Origin of the sequence: Flavivirga sp. 57AJ16, assembly GCF_028736925.1 — a bacterium.
GTDB lineage: Bacteria > Bacteroidota > Bacteroidia > Flavobacteriales > Flavobacteriaceae > Flavivirga.
On record NZ_JAQZAT010000005.1, the window covers coordinates 70,572 to 96,866 of the forward strand.

The window sequence follows — 26,295 nt, forward strand, 5'->3', positions numbered from 1 at the left end:
TATGCTTACAATAAAGAAATATGCAGCTATAGATATTGGCTCTAATGCTGTCAGGTTACTTATTTCAAATATAATTGAACAAAAGGGGAGACCTGTGCAATTCAAGAAAAACTCGTTGGTTCGTGTGCCCATACGTTTGGGAGCCGATGTATTCGTAAAAAACAAGATCTCCATAGAAAATACGCAACGCCTTCTTGATACCATGTTGGCGTTCAAATTGTTGATGAAATCGCATAAGGTAGTAAAATACAAAGCTTGTGCGACATCGGCGATGCGGGAATCTGCAAATGGTAAACACGTGGTAGATTTGGTTTTAAAAGAATCGGGCATAAGTATTGATATTATTAAAGGAAAGGAAGAAGCTGCTATTATAGCCGCGACGGATTTGCACAAGTACATAGATGATAATAAAACGTATCTGTATGTCGATGTAGGTGGTGGTAGCACGGAGTTTACCGTTATCCACAGAGGAAAACAAGTCGCATCAAGATCCTTTAAAATAGGAACCGTTAGACTTCTTAATGATATCGTTAAAAAGGAATCATGGAGAGAGTTGGAGGCTTGGATAGAAAAACATGCAAAATCGTACCATAAAATTGAGGTTATAGGTTCTGGAGGGAATATTAATAAAATATTTAAGATCTCTGGGAAGGCTATGGGCAAACCCCTAACTTACTTCTACCTATCATCTTATTATAATACATTGCAAAGCTACTCTTACGAAGAACGTATTACGGAATTAGGCTTAAATCAAGACCGGGCAGATGTTATTATTCCTGCTATGCGGATTTACCTTTCTTCAATGAAATGGAGCGGAGCCAAAAATATTTATGTACCAAAAATCGGCTTGGCAGATGGCATAATTAAAAGTATCTATTATGATACGGTTTCTAGTAATACACAGTAAAATTGTGCACTTTACCTTTTATAGTTGTCATTTTTTAATTTTATAATATATATTCGTACACAACTTAATTGCTTAAATTTATATTTCAAACCTAATTTACTATGAAAAAAATATTACTATTAACAGTCCTGTTTACTTTTTCAAATTATGGCTTTTCTCAAGATGTAAAATATGGAGTAAGAGGTGGTTTGAATATTTCAAATTTAGATTTCGATAATAACACGACGCCTGTAAATAAACACAGAAATAGCATGTATATTGGTTTTTTTGCGAACATAGGCTTGTCTAAAACCATTGCAATCATGCCAGAAATACAGTTCTCTGCAGAAGGCGCCAAGGCAGAGCCATTGCATTTGGATTATATTCAAGCTCCTATTTTCCTAAAGTTTAGGTTAAGCGAAAAAATTCATGTTGGAGCAGGTCCACAAGTGGGGCTTAAAGTACATAAAGAAGATGACGGTATGAAGAATTTTGCTTATTCTGGTGTTGCTGGTATAGAATATAAAATTAACTATGCCATATTTGCAGATGTAAGGTATACTTATGGTTTCTCCAATATTTTTGATGACAACCTAGGTGTTGAAGCCAAAAACTCAAATATACAAATAGGCATCGGTTATAAGTTTTAACCGTGTATAGCTTCCGTATTAGTTATACTTCCATTTAAGCGTTATATTACTAGAGAACTAGGGTTATCTGTTGTAACCTTCGTGGCGCAGCCCAAAGGGGTAGTAGTTTATGCGTTTTTTTCAACGGTGGTCACCTTTTACAGCCTACCGCTCCAAAGAGCAGCTACAAAAATTTTATTTTTAAGAACGTATACTAAAACCACACTAGCGATAAAGTGTGGTTTCTTATTTTCATTTATTGCCTACTCGATACGGCACTCGTCAAAGACGAAGCGCTAGCGCATACGAGGACTAGCAGGGGTTATATTACTAGAGAGAACTAGGGTTATCTGTTGTAACCTTCGTGACGCAGCCCAAAGGGGTAGTAGTTTATGCGTTTTTTTCAACGGTGGTCACCTTTTACAGCCTACCGCTCCAAAGAGCAGCTACAAAAATTTTATTTTTAAGAACGTATACTAAAACCACACTAGCGATAAAGTGTGGTTTCTTATTTTCATTTATTGCCTACTCGATACGGCACTCGTCAAAGACGAAGCGCTAGCGCATACGAGGACTAGCAGGGGGTATAAACAAAAACCACACTACAGCTATTTAATGTGACTTGTGTGTTTTTCTTACTCGGTATGCCACTAGTTTTTAAAACTAGCGGTAGCGGGGATAAGTGCGTCCGTTCGTGACATAATCCAACAAAAAACTTGAAAAAAACAAAGAACACTAAAAATCCAGATAGGATTTTTAGTGTTCTTCATCATTGATTAAAATTTATAGACTATTTTCTGAAAGTGCCTATCTAATGTGGCTTGTGTTTTTTTCTTACTCGGTACGCCACTAGTTTTTAAAACTAGCGGTAGCGGGGGAAGCCTAGCGCATACGAGGGCTAGCAGGGGGTATAAACAAAAACCACACTACAACTATTTAATGTGGCTTGTGTTTTTTTTCTTACTCGGTACGCCACTAGTTTTAAAAACTAGCGGTAGCGGGGAAAAATGAGATGGAATATTTAGCAAGTTATAGCAAGGCTAGAAATTTTCTAGTGTGTAACTTGGACTAACCATGTATGGTCTCTTTATTACCTAAGTTAGACATAATTTCGGCTTCATATTCAAGAAGTTGCTGCCATTTCGCATCCACTTCCTTTTTATTTCCATACTTACGGGCAAAGCCTAAAAACATAGTGTAATGGTTGGCTTCACTAACCATTAAATTTCTATAAAAAGTTGCTAGTTCTTTGTCTTGGAGTTGTTCTGAGAGCAGTCTAAAGCGTTCACAGCTTCTGGCTTCGATTAATGCCGCATAAAGTAGGCGATGTACCAATTGTGTCGTTCTGCTACCACCTTTAGGAAAGAATTTTACAAGTTGAATGACATAATCGTCACGTCTATCGCGTCCTAGCGCCCATCCACGCTCTATAATTTTATCATGAACCATTTTAAAATGACTCATTTCTTCTTTCACCAGTGCCGTCATTTCTTGTACCAATTCAGTGTATTCGGGAAAACTTACAATGAGTGAAATAGCAGTGCTTGTTGCTTTTTGTTCACAAAAAGCGTGATCGGTAAGTATTTCTTCAATGTTTTTTTCTACAATATTAACCCAGCGCGGGTCTGTTGGAAGCTTTAGTCCTAGCATGATTATATAGTATTGGAAAAAATGTTTATTTCTTCAATTTGAATAACACCTTGTTTATTAATTTTAAGCGTAAAATCTTTGCATTCATTTGTATTGGGAATACAAAAAGAAGTATTTAACCGTAGTATATCTTTATTTGAAGCTTCATGATCGACCCATATAAATTGCATGATGGCGTTTGTCCAAAACGAAGCGCCTTCAAATTTATAAAAGCATTTTTTATTAATGAGGCTTCTGTTGATGATGGTGTTGTTTTTTAATACTAGAAGTTGTGCTTCGAAATTTTTGTAGTGAATTTTGGTTACTGAATCGCCTTTAGATTTTCTGGTCTCTAAAACAAAATCATTTTCTAAAGAGCGGTAGTTTATTTTAACTTCAAACCCACTACTTAAAATAGTATCTGTTTTTATTTCAGTATACGTTTCTGGAACAAACTTTATTTCTTGATTAAAAGATTCTAAAAGGTTATTTTCTTTTAAAACCTCTGCGTTGGTTTTATATTTTCTATTTCGACCATCACAGCTTGCTAAAGTAAGGGTAAATATAAGAAGTATAAATACTAATTTATTCATTTTTAATGATTTATATGTCTAGATCGAAAGTTTTTCTTAAAAGATCTATATTAGGGTTTTTTTCTTTTAATTTTTCGAATTTGTCCGCAGGCGTGTAAGCGTACTTCTTTTCCATAACTTCATTTACACTAATCGATAAGTTAATGTCATAGTTATTTAAGGACTTTCTAACGTGCGATAAAAGATCATATTGGTTCCGTTCCACTTCTACCTTATTTGTAGCGTTAGGGAATTCTAAATAAACGGTTGTTTCCTTGACTTTTGGTGTGTCAATGGATAGTATGGAAGCTAAATTATGCTTTCCTTTTTCTCTTATTATTTCTATGTAAGTATTCCAAACATTTATAAGTTCTTTCTCGGTAAAATCTTCCTTAGGTAAATCCTCTTCTTCAATAACAACATCCATTTGTTTAATGAGATGTTCTTTTTTAGCTTTTATACTACTTAGGGAAAGCCCAGAAGTACGTTTTGTTTCTTTTTTTAGGATAATTTTTGGAGGTTCATTAACTCGAAAAGCTTCTGCGGCGTTAGAGTTTGATAATTGAGGCTCTTTATTTTCTTCTTTTAAATTAGAGGTGGCTAAACTATTTTGTTCTTTCTTAGGGGGTGTTACGGGAATAGGGGTAATGCCCTTTTTTTTAAAGTAAGAAGCAGGAATTATGTAATGTCTGCTATTTTTTTTTTCTCCATCAAAAGTGATAGAGGCAAGTTGCATTAAGCATAACTCGATAAGTAAGCGTTGGTTTTTACTGGTTTTATATTTGAGGTCGCAATCGTTTGCCAAGTTTATACCTTGGAGCAGGAATTCCTGTGGCACTTTTTTAGATTGTTCTAAATATTTAGCTTTGGTTTGCTCACCTACTTCAAGTAGTTCCATCGTCTCGGGGGCTTTGCTTACCAGTAAATCTCTAAAATGAGATGCCAACCCACTAATATAATGATGGCCATCAAACCCTTTGGATAGTGTGCTGTTGAATTGTAATAGCAATTCGGGAATCTTATTTTCTAAAATTAGATCGGTACTCGTAAAATAGGTTTCGTAGTCAAGTACATTTAAATTTTCTGTAACAGCTTGTCTGGTTAAATTTTTGCCCGAAAAACTAACCACCCTGTCAAAAATAGATAGGGCATCTCGCATAGCGCCATCGGCTTTCTGGGCGATAATATGTAAGGCATCGTCATCGGCAGTTATGCTTTGTTCTTTTGCTATATATTTTAAATATTCCTTGGCATCTTTTACTGTAATGCGTTTAAAATCAAAAATTTGACAACGCGATAAAATAGTTGGAATAATTTTATGCTTTTCGGTAGTTGCTAAAATGAAAATACAGTGTTTTGGAGGCTCTTCCAACGTTTTAAGAAAAGCATTGAAAGCCGCTTGCGATAACATATGTACCTCATCAATGATATAGACTTTGTATTTACCAACTTGTGGGGGGATTCGAACTTGATCTGTTAAACTTCTAATGTCATCAACGGAATTGTTTGAAGCAGCATCGAGTTCAAAAATATTAAAGGCAAAATCTTCATCATTGGTTTCGGAGCCATCACTATTAATCATTTTAGCGAGAATACGTGCGCAAGTCGTTTTACCAACACCACGAGGCCCGGTAAAAAGCAGGGCTTGAGCTAAATGATTGTTATCTATGGCATTCAATAAAGTATTTGTAATAGCTTGTTGACCTACAACGTCTTTAAATGTTTGTGGTCTGTATTTTCTAGCCGATACTACAAAGTGTTCCAAATCTTGCTGAATTTATTTCAGCATCTTTTTTGATGCTAATTTTAGAATGTTTAACAAAGTTAAAAATTCAGCTTAAAATTAAAGATAAAGCACATAAAATTTAAAAGGAGTTATTAACAACTTTTAGTGATAAGTGTCCGAAGTAAAAAGTATTTTAAAGTTATGGAAATGATTGTATTTTTTTGAAGTTTAAAATTTCTTTATTGTAATTTTGCAAATAAGTAGATTGCCTTATCGCTCACATACTGGACTTGCTCTAGCATGTGGGAGGAAAGTCCGAACACCATAGTGCAACATAGTGGTTAATAGCCACCAGTCGTGAGGCTAGGAAAAGTGCAACAGAAAGTATGTACAGGTCATGCTGTAGTGAAACCAGGTAAACTCTATGTGGTGCAATGCCATGTATACCAGTGTTTGAGGGCTGCACGCTCGATACTGGAGGGTAGGCAGCTAAAGTGTTTTGGTAACAATGCACGCAGATAAATGATAAGGGTTTTTTGTACTTGTTTTAGGGGATCCTGAAACAGGTTCGGGAAATACAGAATTCGGCTTATAGATTTACTTTACCATAAAAACCCTTCTTGAATTTCAAGAAGGGTTTTCGGTTAAAAAATGATTGGTTAGTAATTAATCCTTTTTAGGGGAATAAGATAAATCGGGTCTCATTTCTCCACTATATTCTTCACTTTATTGAAAAATTATTTTGCAATTTTTTCGTATTCCATAATCATTGAAGGTCTAACATTGTCTTGATGTACCGAGAACATTTTCTGTGCTTGAGATAGATGGCACATTAAACTTAGTGGCAAGACTAGTGCTAAAGTTGTTCTAATTGTTTTCACCATTTATTTATTGGTTAGTTAGTTAGTTAGTTAGTTAGTTAGTTAGTTAGTTAGTTAGTTAGTCTTCTGAAACTTCGGTTTCAACTTCAGCCTCTACCTCGGCATTAGCTATAGTAGCAAATTCAGAATTCATGGCTGTACCATCAAAATAAATATGTTCTTCTACAATTTTTCCATCAATGAATTGTACCGCCAAATGCACTGGTATGGCTAGCTCTTTATTATTTGCGGCAAAAGTACCTAAATGTACCGCCCAATAATAGACCCAGGTTTCGTCCTCTTTGTCAAGGACCATTTCTATGTATTCTTTATCATGGTTAAAACCATAAGCAGACATAGCACTGGTCATAGCTTTTAAATCTTCCAGCCTTTTTTCAATGGTCATGGGTTTGGTAGAATTAACAAATACTTTTGCCGTGTCGGCAAAATGACTTTTCCATTTGTCCCAGTCACCTGTTTCGTAGGCTTTTATACCAGATTTTAATGTTTCAATTTCGGCAGATTCAGCAAAGTAACGTTGTGTGTGTTTTTGACAGGCGATTAAAAGAATCACTGCTAATAATAATAAAGGAAGTTTTTTCATTTCTTAATGGTTTTAAGGTTAGTGTTTAAATTAACCACAAACAATAGTAAGAAAAGAAATACTTTATTAGATGAGATAAATTATGTATAGAGCCTGGGGACTCTTAAGAAGTAAGAGTCTAAAGTACTGAAAAAAAAGGAATTAACAAAAAAAGATATGTGAGGGTTTAAGTTATTTCAAAAAAACTAAACATATTACCACCATAGCTTTTAGAATAGCTATAATGGTTTAAGTTAGATAAATTCGTGTGTTTAGAGTGCTCAACAATTAGAATACCGTCTTCAAGCAGCATGTTGTTTTGAAAAACCAATTCTGGAATTTTAGCAAACTCTTCTTCTGAAAAGTTATAAGGAGGGTCTGCAAATATAACGTTGGTTTGTAAATTAGATTTTTCTAAAAATTTAAAAACATCACTTTTTATAGTGTTTATTGGCATTTCAAAAGATTCGGCTGTTTGGTTTATAAACTTGATACAGCCATAGTCTTGGTCTACACAGGTAATATTTTGGGTGCCTCTTGATGCAAATTCATAACTTATATTGCCTGTTCCTGCAAACAAATCTAAAACAGAAATATCGTCAAAATAAAACAGGTTATTTAAAATATTAAATAGGGATTCCTTTGCCATATCTGTTGTTGGTCTCACCGGTAAATTTTTTGGTGCAACAATTTTTCTGCTTTTATAAGTTCCTGAAATAATGCGCATTAAAAACTTTTTATTAAAGTGAAATCTGAATGTTCGTATTTAGGGTTTTCGTAATATTCGTAATGGTCATTTCGGTTACCAAAACTTACATTTCTTATATATTTGTATGCTATTTGATATAAATCATCTTCTTTGTGTATCGTACCAATTAAAACTAAATTTAGCGTTTCTGGGTTTAGTTTTAACTGTTCTACAGTAAATAGGACATAATATATAAAGTCTTCTTTTGTAACGTATTCAAATGTATTATAAAGTAAAAGTTTGCCTTTTTCTATAACAATTATTTCAAAATGATTTTTGTTTACGTTTAAATATACTTTAGTCGTATTCGTGTTTTTTTCAATATGTAGAATTTCCTCAATTAATATAGTGGAAACATGCTTAAAGGTAAAAGCACCAAATTTTTCATATATAAAATTATTAATATTTATATAGGGCACATATACATTTACGCTATCGTTTAATACGATATCGTCGTAAGTAATAAAATCTGATTTAAGGATTTTAGAATTAAATTTTAAATAATCAGCTAAACTAGCTTCTTCAAAAAGTGGTCTTGGTACAAGGGTAGATAGCTCGTTGTCATGAATGACACAGATTTTAGAGAATGATTCCTGTAGAATAGCCTCTGTGTTAAAGATCTTTTTAAGAGAATCTAATATATCTAAAGGGTTTAGTTTTTTATTAAAGTCAAAGTGCTTTAAGGCAGAAATAGTGCTTAATTCTTTCTCTAGTATACAAAAAGAAAGTCCACTCAAATTTATTTGAATGGACAATTCTAAATTAGTTGGTTTGCTAGTTTTTGTTTTTTTATTCGTTAGCGCCATAAGTTTTTGGCCAGTTTCCAATTGTTTTAACTTCGTCCATAGAACCTACTCTTAGCATGTTACCATTTACCCCATCCACAGAAACAACCTGATTCTCTTGCATAAGAAGATCTGGATCTTGATCGTATAAAATAACGTCCTTTTCTACAGAAGCTTCAAAAACAGGTATCTGTATATCATTTTGTTCTAAATATCCGGCTTGAAGTTTAAATTTGGCACCTTCTTTTCCCACAGGAACATTCATCATACTTTTGTAACGATCTGAAGTCTTAAATAAAGAATCTTTTACAGAAACAAACCCTAAAGTATCAATAACAACAATTTCTTTAGTAGTATCTACCCCGTATAATTTAGTTAATTCTTTGTCTATAACAGTAGAATCCCTACGTTGGGTAATAGTGTACTGAGCTGTGTCAATAAACTTAATTAAGTTTTCGAAATTACCAGAAAACTTACCAGTTACCTGTTTGTGAGCTAGCTGAGCATCTCTAATGTCAATCAAACTTGAAATAACCGTTTTGTAACGTTTGTTTTTAAGTTTGTTAAATTTAATGGGCTCATAAATAGATAAATATGTTTGATACCCTAAAAAACCTATTAACAGCCATAAAGCAATTGTTAAAACAGGTTTAAATTTTGAAGGTATGAATTTGTCAACCAGCTTTACCAAGCCAATTGTAACTAGTATCACTGCAACTGCGATAAGAATAAATTTCAACATAGTATGTTTTTAGTTAAAAGTCTTTTCGCAAATCTACAATTTTTTTTTAACCGTAAAAATCTATAGAGAGTAAAAATCGTTCTATCTTTGAATAATTTTTAATTTGTCAAAACTTTTAATGACCTCATCTGAATTTTATTCTCTTATAAACCAGCAATTTCCGTTTAATCCAACGCTAAAACAGCATATTGTTTTACAACAGCTTTCAGAATTTATTTTTAACAAATCTCCCAATGCCCTTTATGTACTTAAAGGCTATGCAGGTACGGGTAAGACTACAATTGTTGGAACTATCGTTTCTAATTTATGGAAAGCAAAAAAAAGTGCCGTTTTAATGGCTCCAACAGGTAGGGCGGCTAAGGTTATCTCTAATTACTCTGGAAAAGAAGCGTTTACCATACATAAAAAAATATATTTTCCGAAAAAAGAAAAAAATGGCGGCGTTAAGTTTGTTCTACAGCCTAATAAGCATAAAAACACCGTTTTTATTGTCGATGAGGCATCCATGATACCAGATACACCAGGTGAGTCAAAACTTTTTGAAAATGGTTCGTTGTTGGACGATTTAATACAATATGTATATTCAGGGCATCAATGTAAATTACTTTTAATTGGAGATACGGCTCAATTACCGCCGGTTAAGCTGGATTTAAGTCCTGCATTAAATGAAGATTCCCTTGGATTAAACTACAACAAGGAAGTTACCAGAATGGAATTAGATGAAGTTGTAAGGCAAGAACAAAATTCTGGTATCCTTGCAAATGCTACTGTATTGCGTGAGGCTATATCACATAGCATTCACGATAGTTTTAAATTTGATTTAGCAGATTTTAAAGATATTGTTAGGTTAATAGACGGCTATGAGATCATGGATGCTATTAATGACGCCTATGGCGATTTGGGTAAAGAGGAAACTGCTATTATCGTAAGAAGTAATAAACGTGCTAATTTATATAATCAGCAAATACGGAATAGGATATTATTTAATGAGAGCGATCTTGCTACGGGGGATTATTTAATGGTGGTCAAGAATAATTATTTTTGGATCAAGGCAACCACCGAAGCCGGGTTTATTGCAAATGGCGATATTATTGAGGTTCTCGAAATTTTTGGCATTCAGGAGCTTTACGGTTTTCGTTTTGCAGAAGTGAAGATCAGGATGATAGATTATCCAAAAATGAGGCCTTTTGAAACGGTTTTGCTTTTAGATACCATTGCAGCGGAAACACCATCTTTGTCTTATGATGATTCCAATAGATTATATCAAGAAGTCATGAAGGATTTCGAAGGCGAATCCAGTAAATATAAAAAGTTTTTAAAGGTAAAAGGTAGTAAACACTTTAATGCCCTTCAGGTAAAATTTTCTTATGCCATGACATGCCATAAATCTCAAGGTGGGCAATGGAATACTGTTTTTGTGGAACAGCCTTATTTGCCAAACGGCATTGATAAAGAATATTTACGTTGGTTATATACTGCTGTAACCAGGGCTAAAGAAAAACTGTACCTTATTGGTTTTAAGGATGATTTTTTTGAAGAAGATTAATCTAGTGTTCAGTATTCAGTTCGCATTGGCTATCGGTTACATGGTATTCCTTTGCGCCTTTGGCACCTTCGCGAGAAAATACTATAGGTATAGATAAGGCGTGTTCAGTTTTAGCCACAACTTTCCTAACTTTATGCTCCGGTTGCATTGAACGGTTAATTGTTTTTAATGCCCATAAATAGTAGACATTGTTTATGATTTTTTATGTTGTCTGAAAGTTTAGGCTTTATAAAAGTAGAATCTAATAATAATTATTCTATTTTTGAATTAGATTCTGACCACTAATAATTATGAAAATAATTTCAATGATTCCTGCGCGTTATAGTGCATCGCGGTTTCCAGGAAAACTTATGCAAGACCTAGCGGGGAAAACGGTTATATTGCGCACATACGAAGCTGCACTGGCTACTAATTTGTTTGATGGTGTATTTGTTGTTACCGATAGCAAAATTATTTATGATGAAATTGTAAATAATGGCGGGAAGGCCATAATGAGTAAAAAAGAGCATGATTGCGGTAGTGATAGAATAGCTGAAGCCGTTGAGTTTATGGATGTGGATATTGTGATTAATGTACAGGGGGACGAGCCTTTTACAGATAAAGAATCATTGGCCAAATTGATTGAGGTTTTTAAAGAAGATCACAATAAAAATATTGATTTAGCATCTTTAATGGTTCATATTACGGATCTTGATGAAATTAATAATCCCAATACGGTAAAGGTGATTGTTGACCAAACAAATTTTGCGCTTTATTTTTCCCGGAGTCCAATTCCTTATCCAAGAGAAAATAACGTAGGGGTAAAATACTATAAGCACAAAGGTGTTTATGCTTTTAGAAAAGAAGCGATACTAGATTTTTACAAACTACCAATGCAACCATTGGAAGCTTCAGAAAAAATAGAATGTATTCGTTATTTGGAGTATGGAAAACGTATTAAAATGGTAGAAACAGATGTTCAGGGCATTGAGATTGATACACCGGAAGACTTAGAGCGTGCTAAAAAAATATGGCCATAGTATGTGATGAACTTTTTGCTGAATTTAGGGTAGTTGTTTTAGTAACTTATTAAATGAAAATAAATTGATAAAAGAATACGAAAATATAAAGGTTATAGGTTTTGATGCGGATGATACGCTTTGGGTAAATGAGACCTATTTTCGTGAGGCTGAAGAAGCGTTTGGAGCATTATTGTCAGATTATGAAACCCCAAATAAAATAGATCAGGAATTGTTTAAGATGGAAATAAGCAACTTATCTATATATGGATATGGGGTGAAGGCATTTGTGCTATCTATGGTACAATCTGCTTTGGAATTATCTAACTATGATGTGCCAAATAAAACAATTGAAGCGATACTTGACATTGGCAAAAACATGCTTAATAAACCAGTGGAATTGCTTGATGGGGTCGAAGATGTTTTAGAGGTGTTGTCAAAAAAATACCGTTTAATACTTGCAACAAAAGGCGATTTGTTAGATCAAGAGCGTAAGTTGGAAAAGTCTGGTCTTACAAGTTATTTTCACCATATAGAGGTATTAAGCGATAAAAAAGAAGTCAATTATTCTAAATTATTAAACCATTTGGATATTAAACCATCGGAATTTTTAATGGTAGGAAATTCTTTAAAATCAGATGTGTTGCCATTGGTAAATATAGGGGCTCATGCCATCCATGTACCTTTTCATACTACTTGGGCACACGAGCAAGTCACAGAAAAAGACACAAACGGAAAAGTATATAAGACGATAAATAGCTTGAGAGATGTTATTAAATTATTGAGCTAATTGAAGATAATAGATATAAATACTTGGAATAGAAAACAGCATTACGAGCATTTTTGTGGGTTGAAAGACCCTTATTTTGCCTTAACAATTCCTTTTAATGTCACTAAAGCATATAGATTTTCAAAAGAAAGCAATAAAAGTTTTTTTGCGAAATATTTGCATGATTGTATGAAAGCCATAAATAGGGTCGATAATTTTAGGTATAGAATAAAAGATGGGAACGTTATAGATTATAGTGTTATTCATGCATCTGCAACAATAATGAGAAGTAATAAAACGTTTGGGTTTTCTTTTATTGAATATCACGACGATTTAAATGTTTTTATAGAAAATATAAGAATGGAAAAAGAAAGAATTGAAAATTCAACAGATTTATATCCTCCTCAAAATGAGTTAAACTGTATACATTGTTCTGCCATGCCCTGGCTGCATTTTTCAGGACATAAAGAACCTGTTTCTGGAGCATTGGATTCTGTACCAAAAATAGCATTTAGTAAAGTAAGCAAAGTCAATAATGAATTAATGATGTATGTTTCTGTTCATGTAAATCATGCATTAGTAGATGGTTATCATGTTAGCTTATTTTCAGAAAAATTTCAAGAATATTTAAGTCAATAATATTTAAAATAAATACTATTTTTACTTTTTGTAAAAAAAAACTGTTAAATGAATTATAAGAACTTTCCAATGGTGCCAAGGATAATTTTTGGCAGAGGTAGTTTCAATCAGTTAAACGAAATTTTAGCCCCAAAACGTTTAAACAGCCATGCACCATTTATTTATTTGGTAGATGATGTTTTTAAAAGCAATGCTTGGTTAACCTCAAGAATACAATTATCGTATGATGATAAGATTATTTTTATTTCATCAAAAGAAGAACCAAAAACGTCTCAGGTAGATGCTTTGGTTGAAGAAATTATTCTATTAACAAAAGAACGTCCATCGGGAATTATTGGTATAGGAGGCGGAACCATTTTAGACTTAGCTAAAGCTGTTTCCATAATGTTGACCAATGAGGGTGAAGCTAAAGATTACCAAGGTTGGGATTTAGTGAAAAATGCAGGGGTCTATCATGTTGGTATTCCAACAATATCCGGAACAGGGGCAGAGGTTTCCAGAACAACAGTGCTTACCGGGCCAGATAAAAAACTTGGTATAAATTCAGATTTTACACCATTTGACCAAGTGGTGCTAGACTCCGAACTTACGAAAGATGTACCTACGGACCAATGGTTTTATACAGGAATGGATTGTTATATTCATTGTATAGAATCCTTAAAGGGAACTTATTTAAACGCTTTTAGTCAAAGTTATGGTGATATGGCCTTAAGCTTATGTAAAGAGATATTTTTAAGTGATAATCTTACAGAACTGGAAGCTCAAGAAAAATTGATGATGGCTTCATGGCATGGAGGTATGAGTATTGTTTACTCCCAAGTAGGGGTTGCACATGCCATGAGCTATGGTCTATCTTATTTACTGGGTACAAAGCATGGGATTGGTAATTGTATTGTTTTTGATCATTTGGAAGAATTTTATCCAGAAGGGGTCACCCTTTTTAAGGAAATGAAAGAAAAGCATAATATTGTACTGCCCAACGGTCTTTGCGCTCATTTAACAGATGAGGAATTCAATACAATGATTGATATTTCATTGAGTTTGGAACCACTTTGGGAAAATGCTTTAGGGGCAAATTGGAAAAAAACGATGACTCGTGAGAAATTAAGAGCGCTTTATCAAAAAATGTAGTATGCGATGGCTGGCCAAACTTATTTATTTTAAATTATTAGGGTGGCAAGTTGTAGATCCTACTCATATCTCAAAAAACTTAGTTAAAAAAGCAATAATCATTATGGTGCCGCATACGAGTTGGCATGACTTTTATATTGCTGTTTTACTGCGTTCCGTATTACATGTAAAAACTCATTTTATAGCCAAAAAAGAATTATTTACATTTCCGATGGGATGGTTTTTTAGAGCATTGGGAGGCATACCAATTAATAGGCAAGCTAAAGAGAATAAAGTAGATTTAATAGCCAAATTATTTGAAGAAAAAGAAGAATTTAGGGTGGCTCTGGCGCCAGAAGGTACACGTACAAAAGTAGATAAATGGCGTACAGGCTTTTATTATATAGCTAAAAAAGCCAAGGTGCCCATCATAATGATTACACTCGATTTTGAAAATAAGCAAAATAAAATCTCAAAACCCTTTTATCCAACAGAGGATGTGGAAGGTGATTTTAAGTTTATGCACGGTTTTTTTAAAGATGTAAAAGGAAAAATATCTCATTTTTCTTAACAAACTCATTTATGGTCCTATGGGCCTTCATTATTGTTGTTACTGGTCTTATACCAATTATGAATTAAAATGAGCTACAGAAAACGACATTGCTTATTTGTTTTAGCCTGCTGCGAGTTATTTGCATAGCCTAAGCTATGGAAATGATGAGCAAAGTGATAAAACGAATTAATGAATGAGTTTGAATAGCGTATTTTAATTCATAATTGGTATTACCCTCAAATAGGTATTAATTATTAAAGTGGCACGGAATTTGAATGATACTAATTGTAATAGGAAATGAAACATAAAGTAAACAATTGTTTGTCCCTAAAAAGAAACATTTCTAATCCATAAAAATTAAAGAGGCTGTCTAAAAAGTCTTTATATCTGATTTGTCAGGTTGAGCCTGTCGAAACCAATATTGATTATCAATAAGTTAAAAATATTTCGACAAGCTCAATATGACACCGAATTTACTTTTTAGACAGCCTCTTTTTGTTTAAAAGCATACTTTATGGTGCTTTAACTTTATTTTACTTCTTTTAAAGCATTATCAATAAGTGTTCTTAAATGTTGTTTATGTGCTCTGGACGATATATTTCCTGTATTAGAGGCCATTGTTTTAATGTTTTTTAAATTAAACAAAGCCATGGACTTTGCATTATTTGTATATCTGCTGTTTTGCTTTCCTGTAAGGATGTCTATGAGCATGTTAGTATATTGTAATTGTAAATTTTGTCTAAAAGAGTTTATGTTCGAATAAATATCTACTTTAAAAATAGCTCGGTTTAATTCGTTCATAAAAGTAGATAGCCCATATTCATTACCGTATAATTCGGAATCTGTAATTCTTTGTAATGTATTATAGTGCAATAGGTGATCAAGCACATTTTTTTGATATCCTAGGACTTGCCCATGAATTTTTGGATCTTCAGGGGTCCTAAAATTATAACCTCTTCGTTGCATGGCTAAATAATTATACAAATCATGAGGTGCATTAAAAGCATCTGGTGCAAAAACATATTTACTTAAAGCTGCCATGGCTCTTTTTTGATCGGCTAAGCTTACTGGTGTATAAGGTTGCTTTTCACCATGTTGCCCAGCCATAGCTCTATCTACATATACGCCGCCAATAAACCTTGAAATAACATTGGCAGCACTTCCTCTTTGACTACTTAAAATATAATAGGCTTGTCTTAACTCTTGATAGGATTGACCAGATTTGGTAAACTTATCTTTTATGCCATGCATCATGGTATTAATAACCTCAAACCGATCCATAGAGTATTTAATTTGGTCGTTAGACATATCTCCAACCATAACCCTTGGGTCAATAGCTTTTCCAGGGGAGCGCATATCGTCTGCATCATTGCCGAAAATAAGCTCTGGTTTGGTTGATTGCTCTAATAATTCTGTTCTTTCAAGTTTGGTTTTAAAAGGCGTATATCCAAATTGAATGGCCCAAACATCATAGGGGCCAACTGCTGTATCATAGTATTGTCCTTGTTTTGTTCTGTCTTTTGTTATATTAATAGCTGCATAATCCATGACTGAGCCTGTTAAGCATTTACCTTTAATAAAATCGGCATCAGCTAATTGTTCGGGTGAGAATAATTGACTGGCTTTCATGTTGTGGTTTAGGCCTAATGTGTGTCCTACTTCATGCATGATCAAAGCGGTCATGGCTTCTTTTTTCATCCGTTTCATCTCTAAATCCGAAGCGTCTGTAGCTTTCAATACTGCATTTCCAAAAAGTGTGTTTTCATGCATAACGTGCCCTAAAGAGCAATACATTTTATGATCTTCTTCTGTGTTTGAATTTTTAAAAGGTTTATGCAACGAGGCAAGATTAAACAATTTATCGTACATGACTCTGTTGGTAAAATGCACATATTCTAACATAATATCTGCGCCTAAAATCTGCCCCGTTTTTGGATTTACAAAACTAGGACCATAACCACCAAAAGGGGGTTGCGGAGAAGATGTCCAACGCAATACATTATACCTTATGTCCCCAGCATCCCAATTTGCATCATCTGGTTGGATTTTAACGGTTATGGCATTTTTAAATCCCGCTTTTTCAAAAGCGACATTCCATTGTAAAACCGCATTTTTAATAGTTTCACGCCATTCTATTGGTGTCGAATTCTCTATCCACCAAGTAATAGGCTCAATAGGTTCTGAAATAGCTGCATTTGGGTCTTTCTTTTTTAAATTCCAGCGGTGTACTAAATCGCGATACGGTGTGGTGCTTGTAGATGTTTGGTCATCTACTTGGGTTGTAAAATAACCAACCCTGGGGTCGTCATATCTAATTTCATAATCGTTTTCTGGCAATGCTATTAAGCTATGAAATACTTTAATGCTTACATTTCTTCCATCTGCTAGAGCATTAGATCCCCCATTTAAAACAGAAGGAGAAGAATAAACATATTCCACTACTAAATCTGTATTATTATCATAATTACGAATCGCGTCTATTTTTGTTTTTGTCTTATTTAAATTACCCAATTTAAAAGCGGTGGGTGGGGTCCCTGGCGAATTTGGCCGTTTAATCTGTGAGAGTGTTTCTGCTAAAAACAGATTATCGGCCTTTATGAGATAAAGTCCCTTTTTTATGTCATGACTTTCAATTTTTATGCTAGCCATATTTCCGTTACTAATATTGGCATCTTTAGATTTTGAAAGCGCGCTTTCAGGGTCAAAGTAAAACGATGTGTTTTGTGTTATAAATTCAATCTTATCAAAATACTTTTCAATTTTAAACACTTTAGAACCTTTATAAGACCCTCTAATAATTCTTCCAGCATCCATAACACCATTGGCAATTTGACTAAAATAGATGTACTCTTTGTTTATTTGGTCATCAGAAATAATCATTTGTATAGACCCCGTTATGGTATCTTGGTAAATGGTGAATAAACCATCCATTTTTTTACTGGACTTAACCAGTTCGGCAATCGTTTTTATTTTTGTTTTTTTCTTGACAGGTTTGTCAGTAACTTCTACCTGATCCTTTTTCTTGTCTTTTTTTCTTTTTTGGGCTTGAACATTTTCAGATATAGAAAAAAGCATTATTGTTAGCACAAAACAAATAAGTCTTTTAGTTTTTAGATTTTTGAACGTCATAATATTATTTTGAATTAGTCATGCTAAAAGTAAAGAATTTATTGAAACCAACGAAATTCGGGTGCAGTCGAAGTATACTTAAAAGAAATTTAATGGTATTTAAAATGACTTTCTAAAACTTGTTCTTTTTCACCTATGTAAATAATAGTTATATTTTATCGAGTAATTTTAATTATCTATTTTAGATATCTGTATCTTTAGGCATTATGATAAAAGACACCAAGATTGCTATATTAATTGACGGCGATAATATTCCATCTAAATATATTTCTGAAATGATGGAGGAAATTGCAAAGTATGGAACGCCAACCATAAAACGGATTTATGGGGATTGGACGAAACCACACCTTTCCAAATGGAAACATATTTTGCTCGAAAATGCTATTACACCTATTCAGCAGTATGGTTATACCACAGGAAAGAACGCTACAGATTCTGCTATGATAATTGATGCGATGGATATTTTATATTCGGAAAAAGTCAATGGTTTTTGTTTAGTGTCTTCTGATAGTGATTTTACAAAATTAGCAACACGGTTACGAGAAGCTGGGATGCAGGTTTATGGTATGGGTGAAAAGAAAACACCTAATCCTTTTATTGTGGCTTGTGATAAGTTTATTTATCTGGAAATCCTTCAAAAAGATGTTGAAAAAGGAGATAAAGGGGGGGGCTCCAAAAAAGACAATTTATATAATATCACCCCTAAAGTTATAAAACTTCTTGAAAATTCAGTGTCGGATGCTGCAGATGATGATGGCTGGGCATTTCTTGGGGATGTTGGTTCTCTCATACTAAAAAAACAACCTAATTTTGATTCTAGAAATTTTGGTTTTGATAAGTTAACGCCTCTTTTTAAATCGTTAGATCGTTTTGAAATGGAACAACGCGACCAAAGCAATGGACGGTTTAAATTGATTTTTGTTAGGAATAAATGATCTATTCCTGCGCAGGCAGGAACCCCATCATCATATTTTAACGTGAGTTCGATTTAAAACCTGTCTGCCGACAGGCAGGCAAGGGCGTTTTTAACAATAAATTCACTAATAAAACGATTTGTCGCCTTTAGTACTTCGACTATAGTTTATCTTGAGCGAAGTCGAAAGGCTCAGCATAAACTAAAGTCGAAAGGTCATTAAAACCCACTATTTAAATGGGTTTCGACAGAGCCTGTGCTGAGTTTACCGAAGTACTCAACCTGACATTAATATTAAATTACTAATAGTCAGCTCAATAGTATTATGCTTATATCGAACTCACGTTATTTTATCATCCAAAGTGGATTCCTGCCTTCGCAGGAATGACAGTGGCGTTTATAGCAAATAACTAATAATAACCAGATTCCGACGTAAGTTTTATTGTAAAGAATCATTAATCACCAGAAATACAGTTAATTGTCATGAAGACAGCGCGAAGGATGAGCCTTTCGACTAGCGTTTATGCAGTGCAGCCGAAGCACTCAAGATAAACTTGAGACATCTCTATATAATGAGATGCCTCCTTGGAAACTTCGCTTAATATCTTCAAACTAAATATATTTTGTTTTGGATAGCGTTCGGATTGCCAAGGTTTCTTTTTTATAATATCTTTAATACCTGTTTACCTATTTGTAATATATCGAACTGACGTTAATTAATAATAAGATGCCTGCCTTACTGAAACGAGTTCAGCACAGGGTGCAGGAATTTAGTTGCCCAGAATTTTATCCATAACCCAACTCGTGTGAAGTGCTGAACCTCCAGAAGAAGGATGTGTGTAATTTTTTTTGATCAACATATCCCTCATGCCTTCTACATGGTATAGTTGTATATGTTTTGGGTTTTCAATAACCAGTTCTTCTTGTTTTGTATCGCTGTTTAATATGATGGGGTTATCATGAAAAACAGAAAATAGAATGGTGCCTTTGCTCCCAAAAATTTGAGCTTTATCGGTATGGTCGCTACAACCAAAGTTCCAGCAACCAGATCCTGTAGTGCCATTTTTATGGACCCAACAAGCCGTTACGGCATCTTTTGAAGAATAAAGACCTTGCTGATTAAGACTGAGTCCTGATACATTTTCTATATCTCCCAAAAGATATGTAAACAAATCGAGGCCATGGCTTGCCAGATCATCAAAATAGCCGCCAGGTGCTATTTTGGAGTCGGTACGCCAATTGTATGATTTTGATTTGTCTATATCGTTAGCTGGTTTGTTTAAATGCCAGTTAATATGTCTTACTTCCCCTATATATTTATTTTCTAACCAATTTTTTATTTGATTAAAACGTGGTAATGACCTTCTGTAATATGCGACGAATAATGGTAAATCTTTATCCTTGTAAGTGTTGTATATTTTCAGACTCTCTTTATAGGAAGGAGACATAGGCTTTTCTATGCAACAAATTTTTCCTGCGTTCGCCACTTTTAATGCATAAAACATATGTGTGTCTGGGGGTGTTGCAATATATACTGCATCGATGTCGTCGGCATTAATTAAATCATCAGCATTTTCATAAACCTTACTTATATTATGTCTTTGGGCATAATCTTTTGCTTTATCAAAATCACGCCTCATAACAGCGGCTATTTTAAAACCTTCTGTTGCTTTATAAGCAGGGCCACTTTTAACTTCAGTGACTTTTCCACAGCCAATAATTCCCCAGTTAATTGTTTTATCGTTTTTTTTAAAATTACTCACGTCGTTTTATTAAAATAGATAGCTGTTTATTCAGTACTTTCTTCCATGGTATGGTACACATTCTGTACATCGTCATCTTCTTCCAACTTTTCTAAAAGCTTTTCAACATCGGCAGCTTGTTCAGTAGTCAGTGGTTTTGTGACTTGTGGAATACGCTCAAAACCAGAAGATAAAATGTCTATTTCCCGATTTTCCAATTCGGATTGAATGGCTCCAAAGCTTTCGAAAGGGGCGTATATTAATATACCGTCCTCATCAGCAAAAACCTCTTCGGCACCAAAATCTATAAATTCCAGTTCGATTTCTTCAGGGTCTAAACCATCCCCATTAATTCTAAAATTACAAGTATGATCAAACATAAAAACGACAGAACCTGATGTCCCTAAACTACCATCACATTTATTAAAATAGCTACGTACATTGGCTACGGTGCGGGTGTTATTATCGGTGGCTGTTTCAACTAAAACAGCAATTCCGTGGGGTGCATACCCTTCAAAAATAACTTCTTTATAATCGCCTTGACTTTTATCACTTGCTTTTTTAATAGCCCGTTCTACATTATCCTTAGGCATATTAACGGCCTTGGCATTTTGTATAACGGCTCTTAAACGGGAATTACTAGCGGGATCCGGACCTCCTTCTTTAACTGCCATAACTATATCTTTGCCTATGCGAGTAAAGGCTTTGCTCATAGCGGACCAACGTTTCATTTTCCTTGCTTTTCTAAATTCAAAAGCTCTTCCCATAACTGTATACTTTATTTATCGTTCCCGTAGGAACCTGTTTTTATTTTATGCCAACAAATTTAAAAAAATCTACCAACCAAAATAATAGTTGCCCGTTTTAATTTTTTGGATGTGTTGACTGCCTACTGCTAACTGAACACTGCAACTGGATTACTCCTCATCCGGTTCAACAATGGTCTCAATGGCCTCAGCTAATTTAAAGTCTTTATTGGTAACACCATTGGCATCATGGGTGGATAACGAAATGGTAAGCACATTGTATACATTGGTCCAATTTGGGTGATGGTTTAAAGCTTCACATTCAAAAGCAATTCTGCTCATAGCACTAAAGCAATCTTTAAAATTCTCAAATTCGAATTCGGCATGAATGGCATTATCATAGTAATCCCAGTCTGGAAAGTGTAATAACCGTTTTTCTATATCCTGTTCTGAAAGTTTACTCATAAAAATGAAATGTTTAAGTACATGTTATTCTACTAATTTAACGATTTTTGGGATTAAAATCAATTATAATTTTAACTCTGATATTATTTGCCGACTTATAAGTTGGAGGTGTTTTGGTAATAGGTTATATTTTGGTAATACAGCTAGGTACCTATCGTCGTTAGTGGTGTAAACATTTTTATAAATTACTTTGTTGTGCAACTCAAAGGAATCAACAATTTCTTTTATAAAATCATCATGGTGTACCAGATCACTGCTGCCCAAATGAAAAATACCTGATTTATTCCTATTGATAATATAATGAACTTGCTGCGTTACTTTTAGAGCGTTTGTCACATTCATTATTAAGTTAGGAAACACTTCTATAGGTTCTTTTTCTTTTATGTTTTTATGCATTTCCATTATTCTGGGAGATTGTACACCAAAAACCATTGGTAACCTTAAAATAACAACTTGCCTTTTGGGCATGCGTAACAACATATTTTCAATCTTAATTTTGAAGTGCCCATAAATACTGTTACTTAAAGTTTTATCGGTTTCGTAACTTGGGTATTTACTGTAGGCATCAAAAACATTTGCAGAGGATAAAAAAATGAGTTTTATCTTGTTTGTAAACACATATTCCGCCAAATGTTGGTGCGCTACTAATTGCGCTGAAAAATCCCCTCGGAGTGCAGAAATAACAATGGAAGGTTTTACTATTTCTAATATCTCATAAACATCATCTTCCTCCATGTTATATTGAAAGAAATGTTTGTTTTTTTCATGTTCTTTATTTGAGGTATTATATGTTCCGAATGTTTTAAAGTAGGGGCAGAGCTCTTTGTAAATAGCACCACCCAAAAAGCCGCTGGCACCTAATATTAAAATGCTATGTTTTATCTCTCTTTTCATCATGCATCAAACTCATAAAAAACTTTTTAGAATATAGATAATTTTGTTTTTGTAGTGAATTTTTCCAATGTTTTCATTCCTAATAACGAATTGCCTTTTATATTAAGTCCAGGAGACCATGTCGCAATCACAAAATTATCTGGTAAAAGTGCTACGATACCACCGCCAACGCCGCTTTTTCCAGGTAAGCCAACTTCAAAGGCAAACTCACCAGCTTCATCATAAAAACCACAGGTGAGCATCATGGCATTAATACGTTTTGCCTGTGTTTTTGTTAATCGGATCTTATTTGATAAACAATTTCCTTTGTTGGACAAAAAGAAAAAAGCTTTGGTCAGTTGCTGGCAACTCATTTCAATAGCACATTGATGAAAGTAGAAATCTAAAACATCATCAACAGGGTTGTTCAAATTTTTGAAAGATTTTAAAAGGTTTGCGGCTGCATAATTTTTAAAACCTGTCACTTTTTCTGAATGGGCCACATCTGTATTAAAATTGATAGTGTCATCTCCCGAAAGGTCTCTTATATAATTTAAGAAATCTTCTTTTGGGTTTTGCAAATTAGAAACAAGAATATCTGCAATAACAAGGGCACCGGAATTGATTAACGGATTTCTGGGAATGCCATTTTCAATTTCTAATAATGCCAACTGATTGAATGGATGCCCAGAAGGCTCCACATCCACACGTTTCCAAATATTTTCTCCAATGAGTTCCATAGCTTTAGATAAGGCCAAAACTTTAGAGATACTTTGAATAGAAAATACTTTTTTATAATCACCAGCACCATAATCTTTTCCATCGGCAGTTTTTAAGTGAATCCCAAAATTATTTTTATCAATATACGCCAATTCAGGGATGTATGAAGCCACCGTACCTTTATCGGAAGCATTCATAGCTTCTCGATAAAGACCTTCTAAAATGGCTTGAAAATCAGGCATACATTATTTGTAAAAAGGTAATTTTATGACAGTTGCGGGAACCGTATTTTTACGTATTTGAATATTGATTTTACTGTTAACATTTGCCAAAACAGTTGGTACATAGCCTAAACCAATCCCTTTGTTTAATGATGGTGACATTGTACCAGAAGTCACTATCCCAATTTTGTTTCCGTTGTTATCGACGATATCATAACCCTGTCTTGGAATACCACGCTCGTCCAATTCGAAAGCTATTAACTTACGTTCTGGTCCTCGTTCTTTTTCTGCTTTTAAGGCTTCAGAGTTTGTAAAATCTTTGGTAAACTTTGTAATCCAGCCTAAACCGGCTTCAATAGGAGAGGTGGTATCGTCAATATCGTTTCCGTAAAGACAATAGCCCATTTCCAGACGTAATGTGTCTCGAGCTGCTAATCCAATAGGCTTGATACCATAATCTTCACCTGCTTTGAATACGTTATCCCAAACCTGTTTTACCTCGCTGTTCTTACAGTAGATTTCAAAACCACCACTTCCAGTATAGCCTGTAGCCGATATGATGACATTTTCTATACCTGCAAAATCACCAATTACAAAATTGTAGAACTTTATAGCCGATAGATCATGACTGGTAATAGATTGCATGGCTTCAATGGCTTTTGGGCCTTGAATGGCAAGTAATGCATAGTCGTCACTTAAATTGCGCATGGTGGCGCCCATATCATTTTTAGACTGGATCCAGTTCCAATCTTTTTCAATATTACTAGCATTCACCACTAATAAATAGGTGTCTTCTTTAATTTTGTAAATAATCAGATCATCAACAATACCGCCATTATCATTAGGTAAACAGCTGTATTGGGCTTTCCCGATAGTTAATTTAGAGGCGTCGTTACTAGATACTTTTTGTATAAGATCCAGTGCGTGTTCACCTTCAATTAAAAATTCTCCCATATGCGATACATCAAATACCCCTACAGATTGTCTTACCGTTCCATGTTCTATATTTACACCTTCGTATTGTACTGGCATATTGTAGCCCGCAAAAGGTACCATTTTAGCTCCAAGAGCTTCGTGAGTTGATGATAAAGCAGTGTTTTTCATTATTGATTATTGAATAGTTAATTTTTGTAGCGCAAAACTACATAAATTCATATTATTACTATTAAAAAAAAATTGTTAAATAAGTTAATGTAATAATGTTTTGTTGGTCCTTTAATCAAAAATAAATCCTAGACGTTCTGTGTCTGGCCTGTCTGCCTATAAAGACAGGGTTTCCGTTAAAATTGGTAACCCGTGACAGTCTCAAGGATAGAATATTTAGGGAATTGATAGGTATGAATATATATCACATCTTAAAGTTATTGCAATAAATAACCTTTCAAATCTTCATAGGTAGAAATCAAAATAGAAACCTTTTCTTTACCCATAACCGATTGAATTTGTTCTGGAAGCGGTTGTGTTTCCTTTATAACGTCTTCAACAACATCCAAAAACTTGGTTGGGTGTGCCGTTTCCAAAAACACACAATGCGTATTAGGATGCGCTTCGAGATAGGCTTTAGAGCCTAAATAGCCAACAGCACCATGTGGGTCTGCCACATAGTTATATTGCGTATGGATTTCTTTCATGGCTTCTCTGGTTTCATCATCAGAAAAACTAAACGAAGACACATGCTCCTTTAAGGTGTCAAATTTGTTTTTATAGATTTCCTGAATACGGATAAAGTTGCTGGGATCTCCAACATCCATAGCGTTACTAATTGTTTGTACCGATGGTTTAGGCGTATATAACTGTGTTTTTAAATACTCGGTCACTACATTGTTTTTGTTGTTTGATGCAACAAAGTGATGGATTGGCAAACCTAATTGTTGGGCCATCATACCAGCACAAACATTTCCGAAATTACCGCTTGGTACGGAAAACACAATATTATCATACTTTTTATATAGTTGTTTGTATGCAAACATAAAGTAAAATAATTGTGGCAACCAGCGTGCTACATTGATAGAATTGGCAGAGGTTAACTGCATGTTGCTTGTTAAGGTTTCATCTAAAAAGGCCTTCTTTACCATGGCCTGGCAATCATCGAATGTCCCATTAACTTCTAAAGCGGTAATGTTTTGCCCGAGTGTTGTTAGTTGTTTTTCTTGAATATCGCTCACTTTTCCGCTAGGGTAGAGTATCACCACGTTTACCCCTTTAACACCTAAAAAACCGTTTGCTACAGCACCTCCTGTGTCACCAGAAGTGGCTACTAAAACGGTCACCTCATTGGTGTTATCTTTATTGAAATACCCTAAACACCGTGCCATAAAACGTGCGCCAACATCTTTAAATGCCATGGTTGGACCATGAAACAATTCTAAGGTCGAAATAGAGTCGTTTAGTTGAACTACCGGAAACTCAAAAGACAGGGTCTCTTGAACAATGGTTTTTAAAATGGCCTCAGGAATCTCGGGAGATACAAATTGTTTAATGGCTTGAAATGCAATTTCTGTATGCGATAATGCGTCCATGTTTTTAAAGAAATCATCGCTTAAAGGCGTTATGCTTTCTGGGAAATACAATCCTTTGTCTGGAGCTAATCCTTTTATAACGGCATCTTTAAAAGAGGCGTTTGGTGCTTGTTTGTTTAGTGAGTAATAGTTCATTATTTTTAAAATAGACCATTGATGGAAGACCGAAAATTCCATTGATGGTGGTTTAAT

Annotated in this window: 25 protein-coding genes and 1 other RNA gene; 10 read left to right on the plus strand and 16 right to left on the minus strand. The window is 34.3% G+C overall.

Annotated features, from left to right (window positions below):
* Position 1: 1 nt before the first annotated feature.
* Positions 2-907 carry a Ppx/GppA phosphatase family protein gene (locus PQO00_RS06655; protein ID WP_274184054.1) on the plus strand — a complete coding sequence of 302 codons (906 nt, stop codon included), beginning with the start codon at positions 2-4 and terminating at the stop codon, positions 905-907.
* A 101-nt stretch (positions 908-1,008) separates the two neighbouring features.
* Positions 1,009-1,536, plus strand: coding sequence for a porin family protein (locus PQO00_RS06660; RefSeq protein ID WP_274184055.1), 528 nt, complete (start codon positions 1,009-1,011; stop codon positions 1,534-1,536).
* A 1,047-nt stretch (positions 1,537-2,583) separates the two neighbouring features.
* Here PQO00_RS06660 and PQO00_RS06665 read toward each other — a convergent pair.
* The 3 genes from PQO00_RS06665 to dnaX are packed head-to-tail and all read right to left on the minus strand — an operon-like array spanning position 2,584 to position 5,481.
* Complete coding sequence (locus PQO00_RS06665) at positions 2,584-3,165, minus strand: tRNA-(ms[2]io[6]A)-hydroxylase (RefSeq protein WP_274184056.1); 582 nt, start codon at positions 3,163-3,165, stop codon at positions 2,584-2,586.
* 2 nt (positions 3,166-3,167) lie between these two features.
* Complete coding sequence (locus PQO00_RS06670) at positions 3,168-3,737, minus strand: DUF4738 domain-containing protein (protein WP_274184057.1); 570 nt, start codon at positions 3,735-3,737, stop codon at positions 3,168-3,170.
* A gap of 10 nt (positions 3,738-3,747) precedes the next feature.
* Positions 3,748-5,481, minus strand: coding sequence for a DNA polymerase III subunit gamma/tau (gene dnaX, locus PQO00_RS06675; protein ID WP_274184058.1), 1,734 nt, complete (start codon positions 5,479-5,481; stop codon positions 3,748-3,750).
* Positions 5,482-5,699: 218 nt separating this feature from the next.
* Between dnaX and rnpB the strand changes: the two genes are divergently transcribed.
* Positions 5,700-6,050, plus strand: an RNA gene (rnpB, locus tag PQO00_RS06680) — RNase P RNA component class A.
* 129 nt (positions 6,051-6,179) lie between these two features.
* Here the strand turns inward: rnpB and PQO00_RS06685 are convergent.
* The 5 genes from PQO00_RS06685 to PQO00_RS06705 form a co-directional block, all read right to left on the minus strand.
* Entirely contained in the window at positions 6,180-6,326 is a 147-nt protein-coding gene (locus PQO00_RS06685; protein ID WP_274184059.1) for a hypothetical protein, read from the minus strand.
* 55 nt (positions 6,327-6,381) lie between these two features.
* A complete protein-coding gene (locus PQO00_RS06690) occupies positions 6,382-6,906 on the minus strand; it encodes a nuclear transport factor 2 family protein (RefSeq protein ID WP_274184060.1) in 525 nt (174 codons plus the stop codon).
* 166 nt (positions 6,907-7,072) lie between these two features.
* On the minus strand, positions 7,073-7,612 hold the full coding sequence (gene rsmD / locus PQO00_RS06695) for a 16S rRNA (guanine(966)-N(2))-methyltransferase RsmD (RefSeq protein WP_274184061.1): 540 nt from the start codon (positions 7,610-7,612) through the stop codon (positions 7,073-7,075).
* Positions 7,612-8,439: a DUF3822 family protein gene (locus tag PQO00_RS06700; protein ID WP_274184062.1), complete on the minus strand. Its 828-nt coding sequence runs from the start codon at positions 8,437-8,439 to the stop codon at positions 7,612-7,614. The genes rsmD and PQO00_RS06700 overlap by 1 nt, the downstream gene beginning before the upstream one ends.
* A complete protein-coding gene (locus PQO00_RS06705) occupies positions 8,423-9,160 on the minus strand; it encodes a hypothetical protein (RefSeq protein WP_274184063.1) in 738 nt (245 codons plus the stop codon). The genes PQO00_RS06700 and PQO00_RS06705 overlap by 17 nt, the downstream gene beginning before the upstream one ends.
* 118 nt (positions 9,161-9,278) lie before the next feature.
* On the opposite strand from PQO00_RS06705, the gene PQO00_RS06710 reads away from it, so the two are divergent.
* The 6 genes from PQO00_RS06710 (at position 9,279) to PQO00_RS06735 (ending at position 14,793) form a co-directional block, all read left to right on the plus strand.
* On the plus strand, positions 9,279-10,706 hold the full coding sequence (locus tag PQO00_RS06710; RefSeq protein ID WP_274184064.1) for an ATP-dependent RecD-like DNA helicase: 1,428 nt from the start codon (positions 9,279-9,281) through the stop codon (positions 10,704-10,706).
* A 290-nt stretch (positions 10,707-10,996) separates the two neighbouring features.
* The gene (gene kdsB / locus PQO00_RS06715) at positions 10,997-11,725 is read left to right on the plus strand and encodes a 3-deoxy-manno-octulosonate cytidylyltransferase (RefSeq protein ID WP_274184065.1); all 729 of its coding nucleotides are present in this window, start codon (positions 10,997-10,999) and stop codon (positions 11,723-11,725) included.
* A 64-nt stretch (positions 11,726-11,789) separates the two neighbouring features.
* Entirely contained in the window at positions 11,790-12,494 is a 705-nt protein-coding gene (locus PQO00_RS06720; protein ID WP_274184066.1) for an HAD family hydrolase, read from the plus strand.
* A complete protein-coding gene (locus PQO00_RS06725; RefSeq protein WP_274184067.1) occupies positions 12,495-13,112 on the plus strand; it encodes a CatA-like O-acetyltransferase in 618 nt (205 codons plus the stop codon). It abuts the gene before it with no gap.
* 48 nt (positions 13,113-13,160) lie between these two features.
* On the plus strand, positions 13,161-14,243 hold the full coding sequence (locus tag PQO00_RS06730; RefSeq protein ID WP_274184068.1) for an iron-containing alcohol dehydrogenase family protein: 1,083 nt from the start codon (positions 13,161-13,163) through the stop codon (positions 14,241-14,243).
* Between the two features lies 1 nt (position 14,244).
* Positions 14,245-14,793: a 1-acyl-sn-glycerol-3-phosphate acyltransferase gene (locus PQO00_RS06735; protein WP_274184069.1), complete on the plus strand. Its 549-nt coding sequence runs from the start codon at positions 14,245-14,247 to the stop codon at positions 14,791-14,793.
* A gap of 510 nt (positions 14,794-15,303) precedes the next feature.
* On the opposite strand, the gene PQO00_RS06740 is transcribed toward PQO00_RS06735, so the two are convergent.
* Complete coding sequence (locus PQO00_RS06740; RefSeq protein ID WP_274184070.1) at positions 15,304-17,850, minus strand: zinc-dependent metalloprotease; 2,547 nt, start codon at positions 17,848-17,850, stop codon at positions 15,304-15,306.
* Positions 17,851-18,110: 260 nt separating this feature from the next.
* Between PQO00_RS06740 and PQO00_RS06745 the strand changes: the two genes are divergently transcribed.
* The gene (locus PQO00_RS06745; protein ID WP_274184071.1) at positions 18,111-18,839 is read left to right on the plus strand and encodes an NYN domain-containing protein; all 729 of its coding nucleotides are present in this window, start codon (positions 18,111-18,113) and stop codon (positions 18,837-18,839) included.
* A gap of 748 nt (positions 18,840-19,587) precedes the next feature.
* Here PQO00_RS06745 and PQO00_RS06750 read toward each other — a convergent pair.
* The 7 genes from PQO00_RS06750 to thrC all read right to left on the minus strand — a co-directional run bounded on the left by PQO00_RS06750 (position 19,588) and on the right by thrC (position 26,238).
* On the minus strand, positions 19,588-20,580 hold the full coding sequence (locus PQO00_RS06750; RefSeq protein WP_274184072.1) for a Gfo/Idh/MocA family protein: 993 nt from the start codon (positions 20,578-20,580) through the stop codon (positions 19,588-19,590).
* Positions 20,581-20,606: 26 nt separating this feature from the next.
* A complete protein-coding gene (locus PQO00_RS06755; RefSeq protein WP_274184073.1) occupies positions 20,607-21,326 on the minus strand; it encodes a YebC/PmpR family DNA-binding transcriptional regulator in 720 nt (239 codons plus the stop codon).
* Positions 21,327-21,476: 150 nt separating this feature from the next.
* The gene (locus PQO00_RS06760; RefSeq protein ID WP_274184074.1) at positions 21,477-21,770 is read right to left on the minus strand and encodes a 4a-hydroxytetrahydrobiopterin dehydratase; all 294 of its coding nucleotides are present in this window, start codon (positions 21,768-21,770) and stop codon (positions 21,477-21,479) included.
* A 63-nt stretch (positions 21,771-21,833) separates the two neighbouring features.
* On the minus strand, positions 21,834-22,667 hold the full coding sequence (locus PQO00_RS06765) for a sugar nucleotide-binding protein (RefSeq protein WP_274184075.1): 834 nt from the start codon (positions 22,665-22,667) through the stop codon (positions 21,834-21,836).
* 23 nt (positions 22,668-22,690) lie between these two features.
* Complete coding sequence (locus tag PQO00_RS06770; RefSeq protein ID WP_274184076.1) at positions 22,691-23,605, minus strand: glutaminase; 915 nt, start codon at positions 23,603-23,605, stop codon at positions 22,691-22,693.
* A gap of 3 nt (positions 23,606-23,608) precedes the next feature.
* A complete protein-coding gene (gene gcvT, locus PQO00_RS06775; RefSeq protein ID WP_274184077.1) occupies positions 23,609-24,688 on the minus strand; it encodes a glycine cleavage system aminomethyltransferase GcvT in 1,080 nt (359 codons plus the stop codon).
* Between the two features lie 257 nt (positions 24,689-24,945).
* Positions 24,946-26,238 (minus strand): threonine synthase, encoded by a 1,293-nt coding sequence (gene thrC / locus PQO00_RS06780; RefSeq protein ID WP_274184078.1) that lies wholly within the window; start codon positions 26,236-26,238, stop codon positions 24,946-24,948.
* Positions 26,239-26,295: the final 57 nt, after the last annotated feature.

What these genes read in the sequence shown, in the direction of transcription:
- PQO00_RS06655 (WP_274184054.1), top strand. Translation starts at nt 2, where the DNA reads ATGCTTACAATAAAGAAATATGCAGCTATAGATATTGGCTCTAATGCT.
- PQO00_RS06660 (WP_274184055.1), top strand. Translation starts at nt 1,009, where the DNA reads ATGAAAAAAATATTACTATTAACAGTCCTGTTTACTTTTTCAAATTAT.
- PQO00_RS06665 (WP_274184056.1), bottom strand. Translation starts at nt 3,165, where the DNA reads ATGCTAGGACTAAAGCTTCCAACAGACCCGCGCTGGGTTAATATTGTA.
- PQO00_RS06670 (WP_274184057.1), bottom strand. Translation starts at nt 3,737, where the DNA reads ATGAATAAATTAGTATTTATACTTCTTATATTTACCCTTACTTTAGCA.
- PQO00_RS06685 (WP_274184059.1), bottom strand. Translation starts at nt 6,326, where the DNA reads ATGGTGAAAACAATTAGAACAACTTTAGCACTAGTCTTGCCACTAAGT.
- PQO00_RS06690 (WP_274184060.1), bottom strand. Translation starts at nt 6,906, where the DNA reads ATGAAAAAACTTCCTTTATTATTATTAGCAGTGATTCTTTTAATCGCC.
- rsmD (WP_274184061.1), bottom strand. Translation starts at nt 7,612, where the DNA reads ATGCGCATTATTTCAGGAACTTATAAAAGCAGAAAAATTGTTGCACCA.
- PQO00_RS06700 (WP_274184062.1), bottom strand. Translation starts at nt 8,439, where the DNA reads ATGGCGCTAACGAATAAAAAAACAAAAACTAGCAAACCAACTAATTTA.
- PQO00_RS06705 (WP_274184063.1), bottom strand. Translation starts at nt 9,160, where the DNA reads ATGTTGAAATTTATTCTTATCGCAGTTGCAGTGATACTAGTTACAATT.
- PQO00_RS06710 (WP_274184064.1), top strand. Translation starts at nt 9,279, where the DNA reads ATGACCTCATCTGAATTTTATTCTCTTATAAACCAGCAATTTCCGTTT.
- kdsB (WP_274184065.1), top strand. Translation starts at nt 10,997, where the DNA reads ATGAAAATAATTTCAATGATTCCTGCGCGTTATAGTGCATCGCGGTTT.
- PQO00_RS06730 (WP_274184068.1), top strand. Translation starts at nt 13,161, where the DNA reads ATGAATTATAAGAACTTTCCAATGGTGCCAAGGATAATTTTTGGCAGA.
- PQO00_RS06735 (WP_274184069.1), top strand. Translation starts at nt 14,245, where the DNA reads ATGCGATGGCTGGCCAAACTTATTTATTTTAAATTATTAGGGTGGCAA.
- PQO00_RS06740 (WP_274184070.1), bottom strand. Translation starts at nt 17,850, where the DNA reads ATGCTTTTTTCTATATCTGAAAATGTTCAAGCCCAAAAAAGAAAAAAA.
- PQO00_RS06745 (WP_274184071.1), top strand. Translation starts at nt 18,111, where the DNA reads ATGATAAAAGACACCAAGATTGCTATATTAATTGACGGCGATAATATT.
- PQO00_RS06755 (WP_274184073.1), bottom strand. Translation starts at nt 21,326, where the DNA reads ATGGGAAGAGCTTTTGAATTTAGAAAAGCAAGGAAAATGAAACGTTGG.
- PQO00_RS06760 (WP_274184074.1), bottom strand. Translation starts at nt 21,770, where the DNA reads ATGAGTAAACTTTCAGAACAGGATATAGAAAAACGGTTATTACACTTT.
- PQO00_RS06765 (WP_274184075.1), bottom strand. Translation starts at nt 22,667, where the DNA reads ATGATGAAAAGAGAGATAAAACATAGCATTTTAATATTAGGTGCCAGC.
- PQO00_RS06770 (WP_274184076.1), bottom strand. Translation starts at nt 23,605, where the DNA reads ATGCCTGATTTTCAAGCCATTTTAGAAGGTCTTTATCGAGAAGCTATG.
- gcvT (WP_274184077.1), bottom strand. Translation starts at nt 24,688, where the DNA reads ATGAAAAACACTGCTTTATCATCAACTCACGAAGCTCTTGGAGCTAAA.
- thrC (WP_274184078.1), bottom strand. Translation starts at nt 26,238, where the DNA reads ATGAACTATTACTCACTAAACAAACAAGCACCAAACGCCTCTTTTAAA.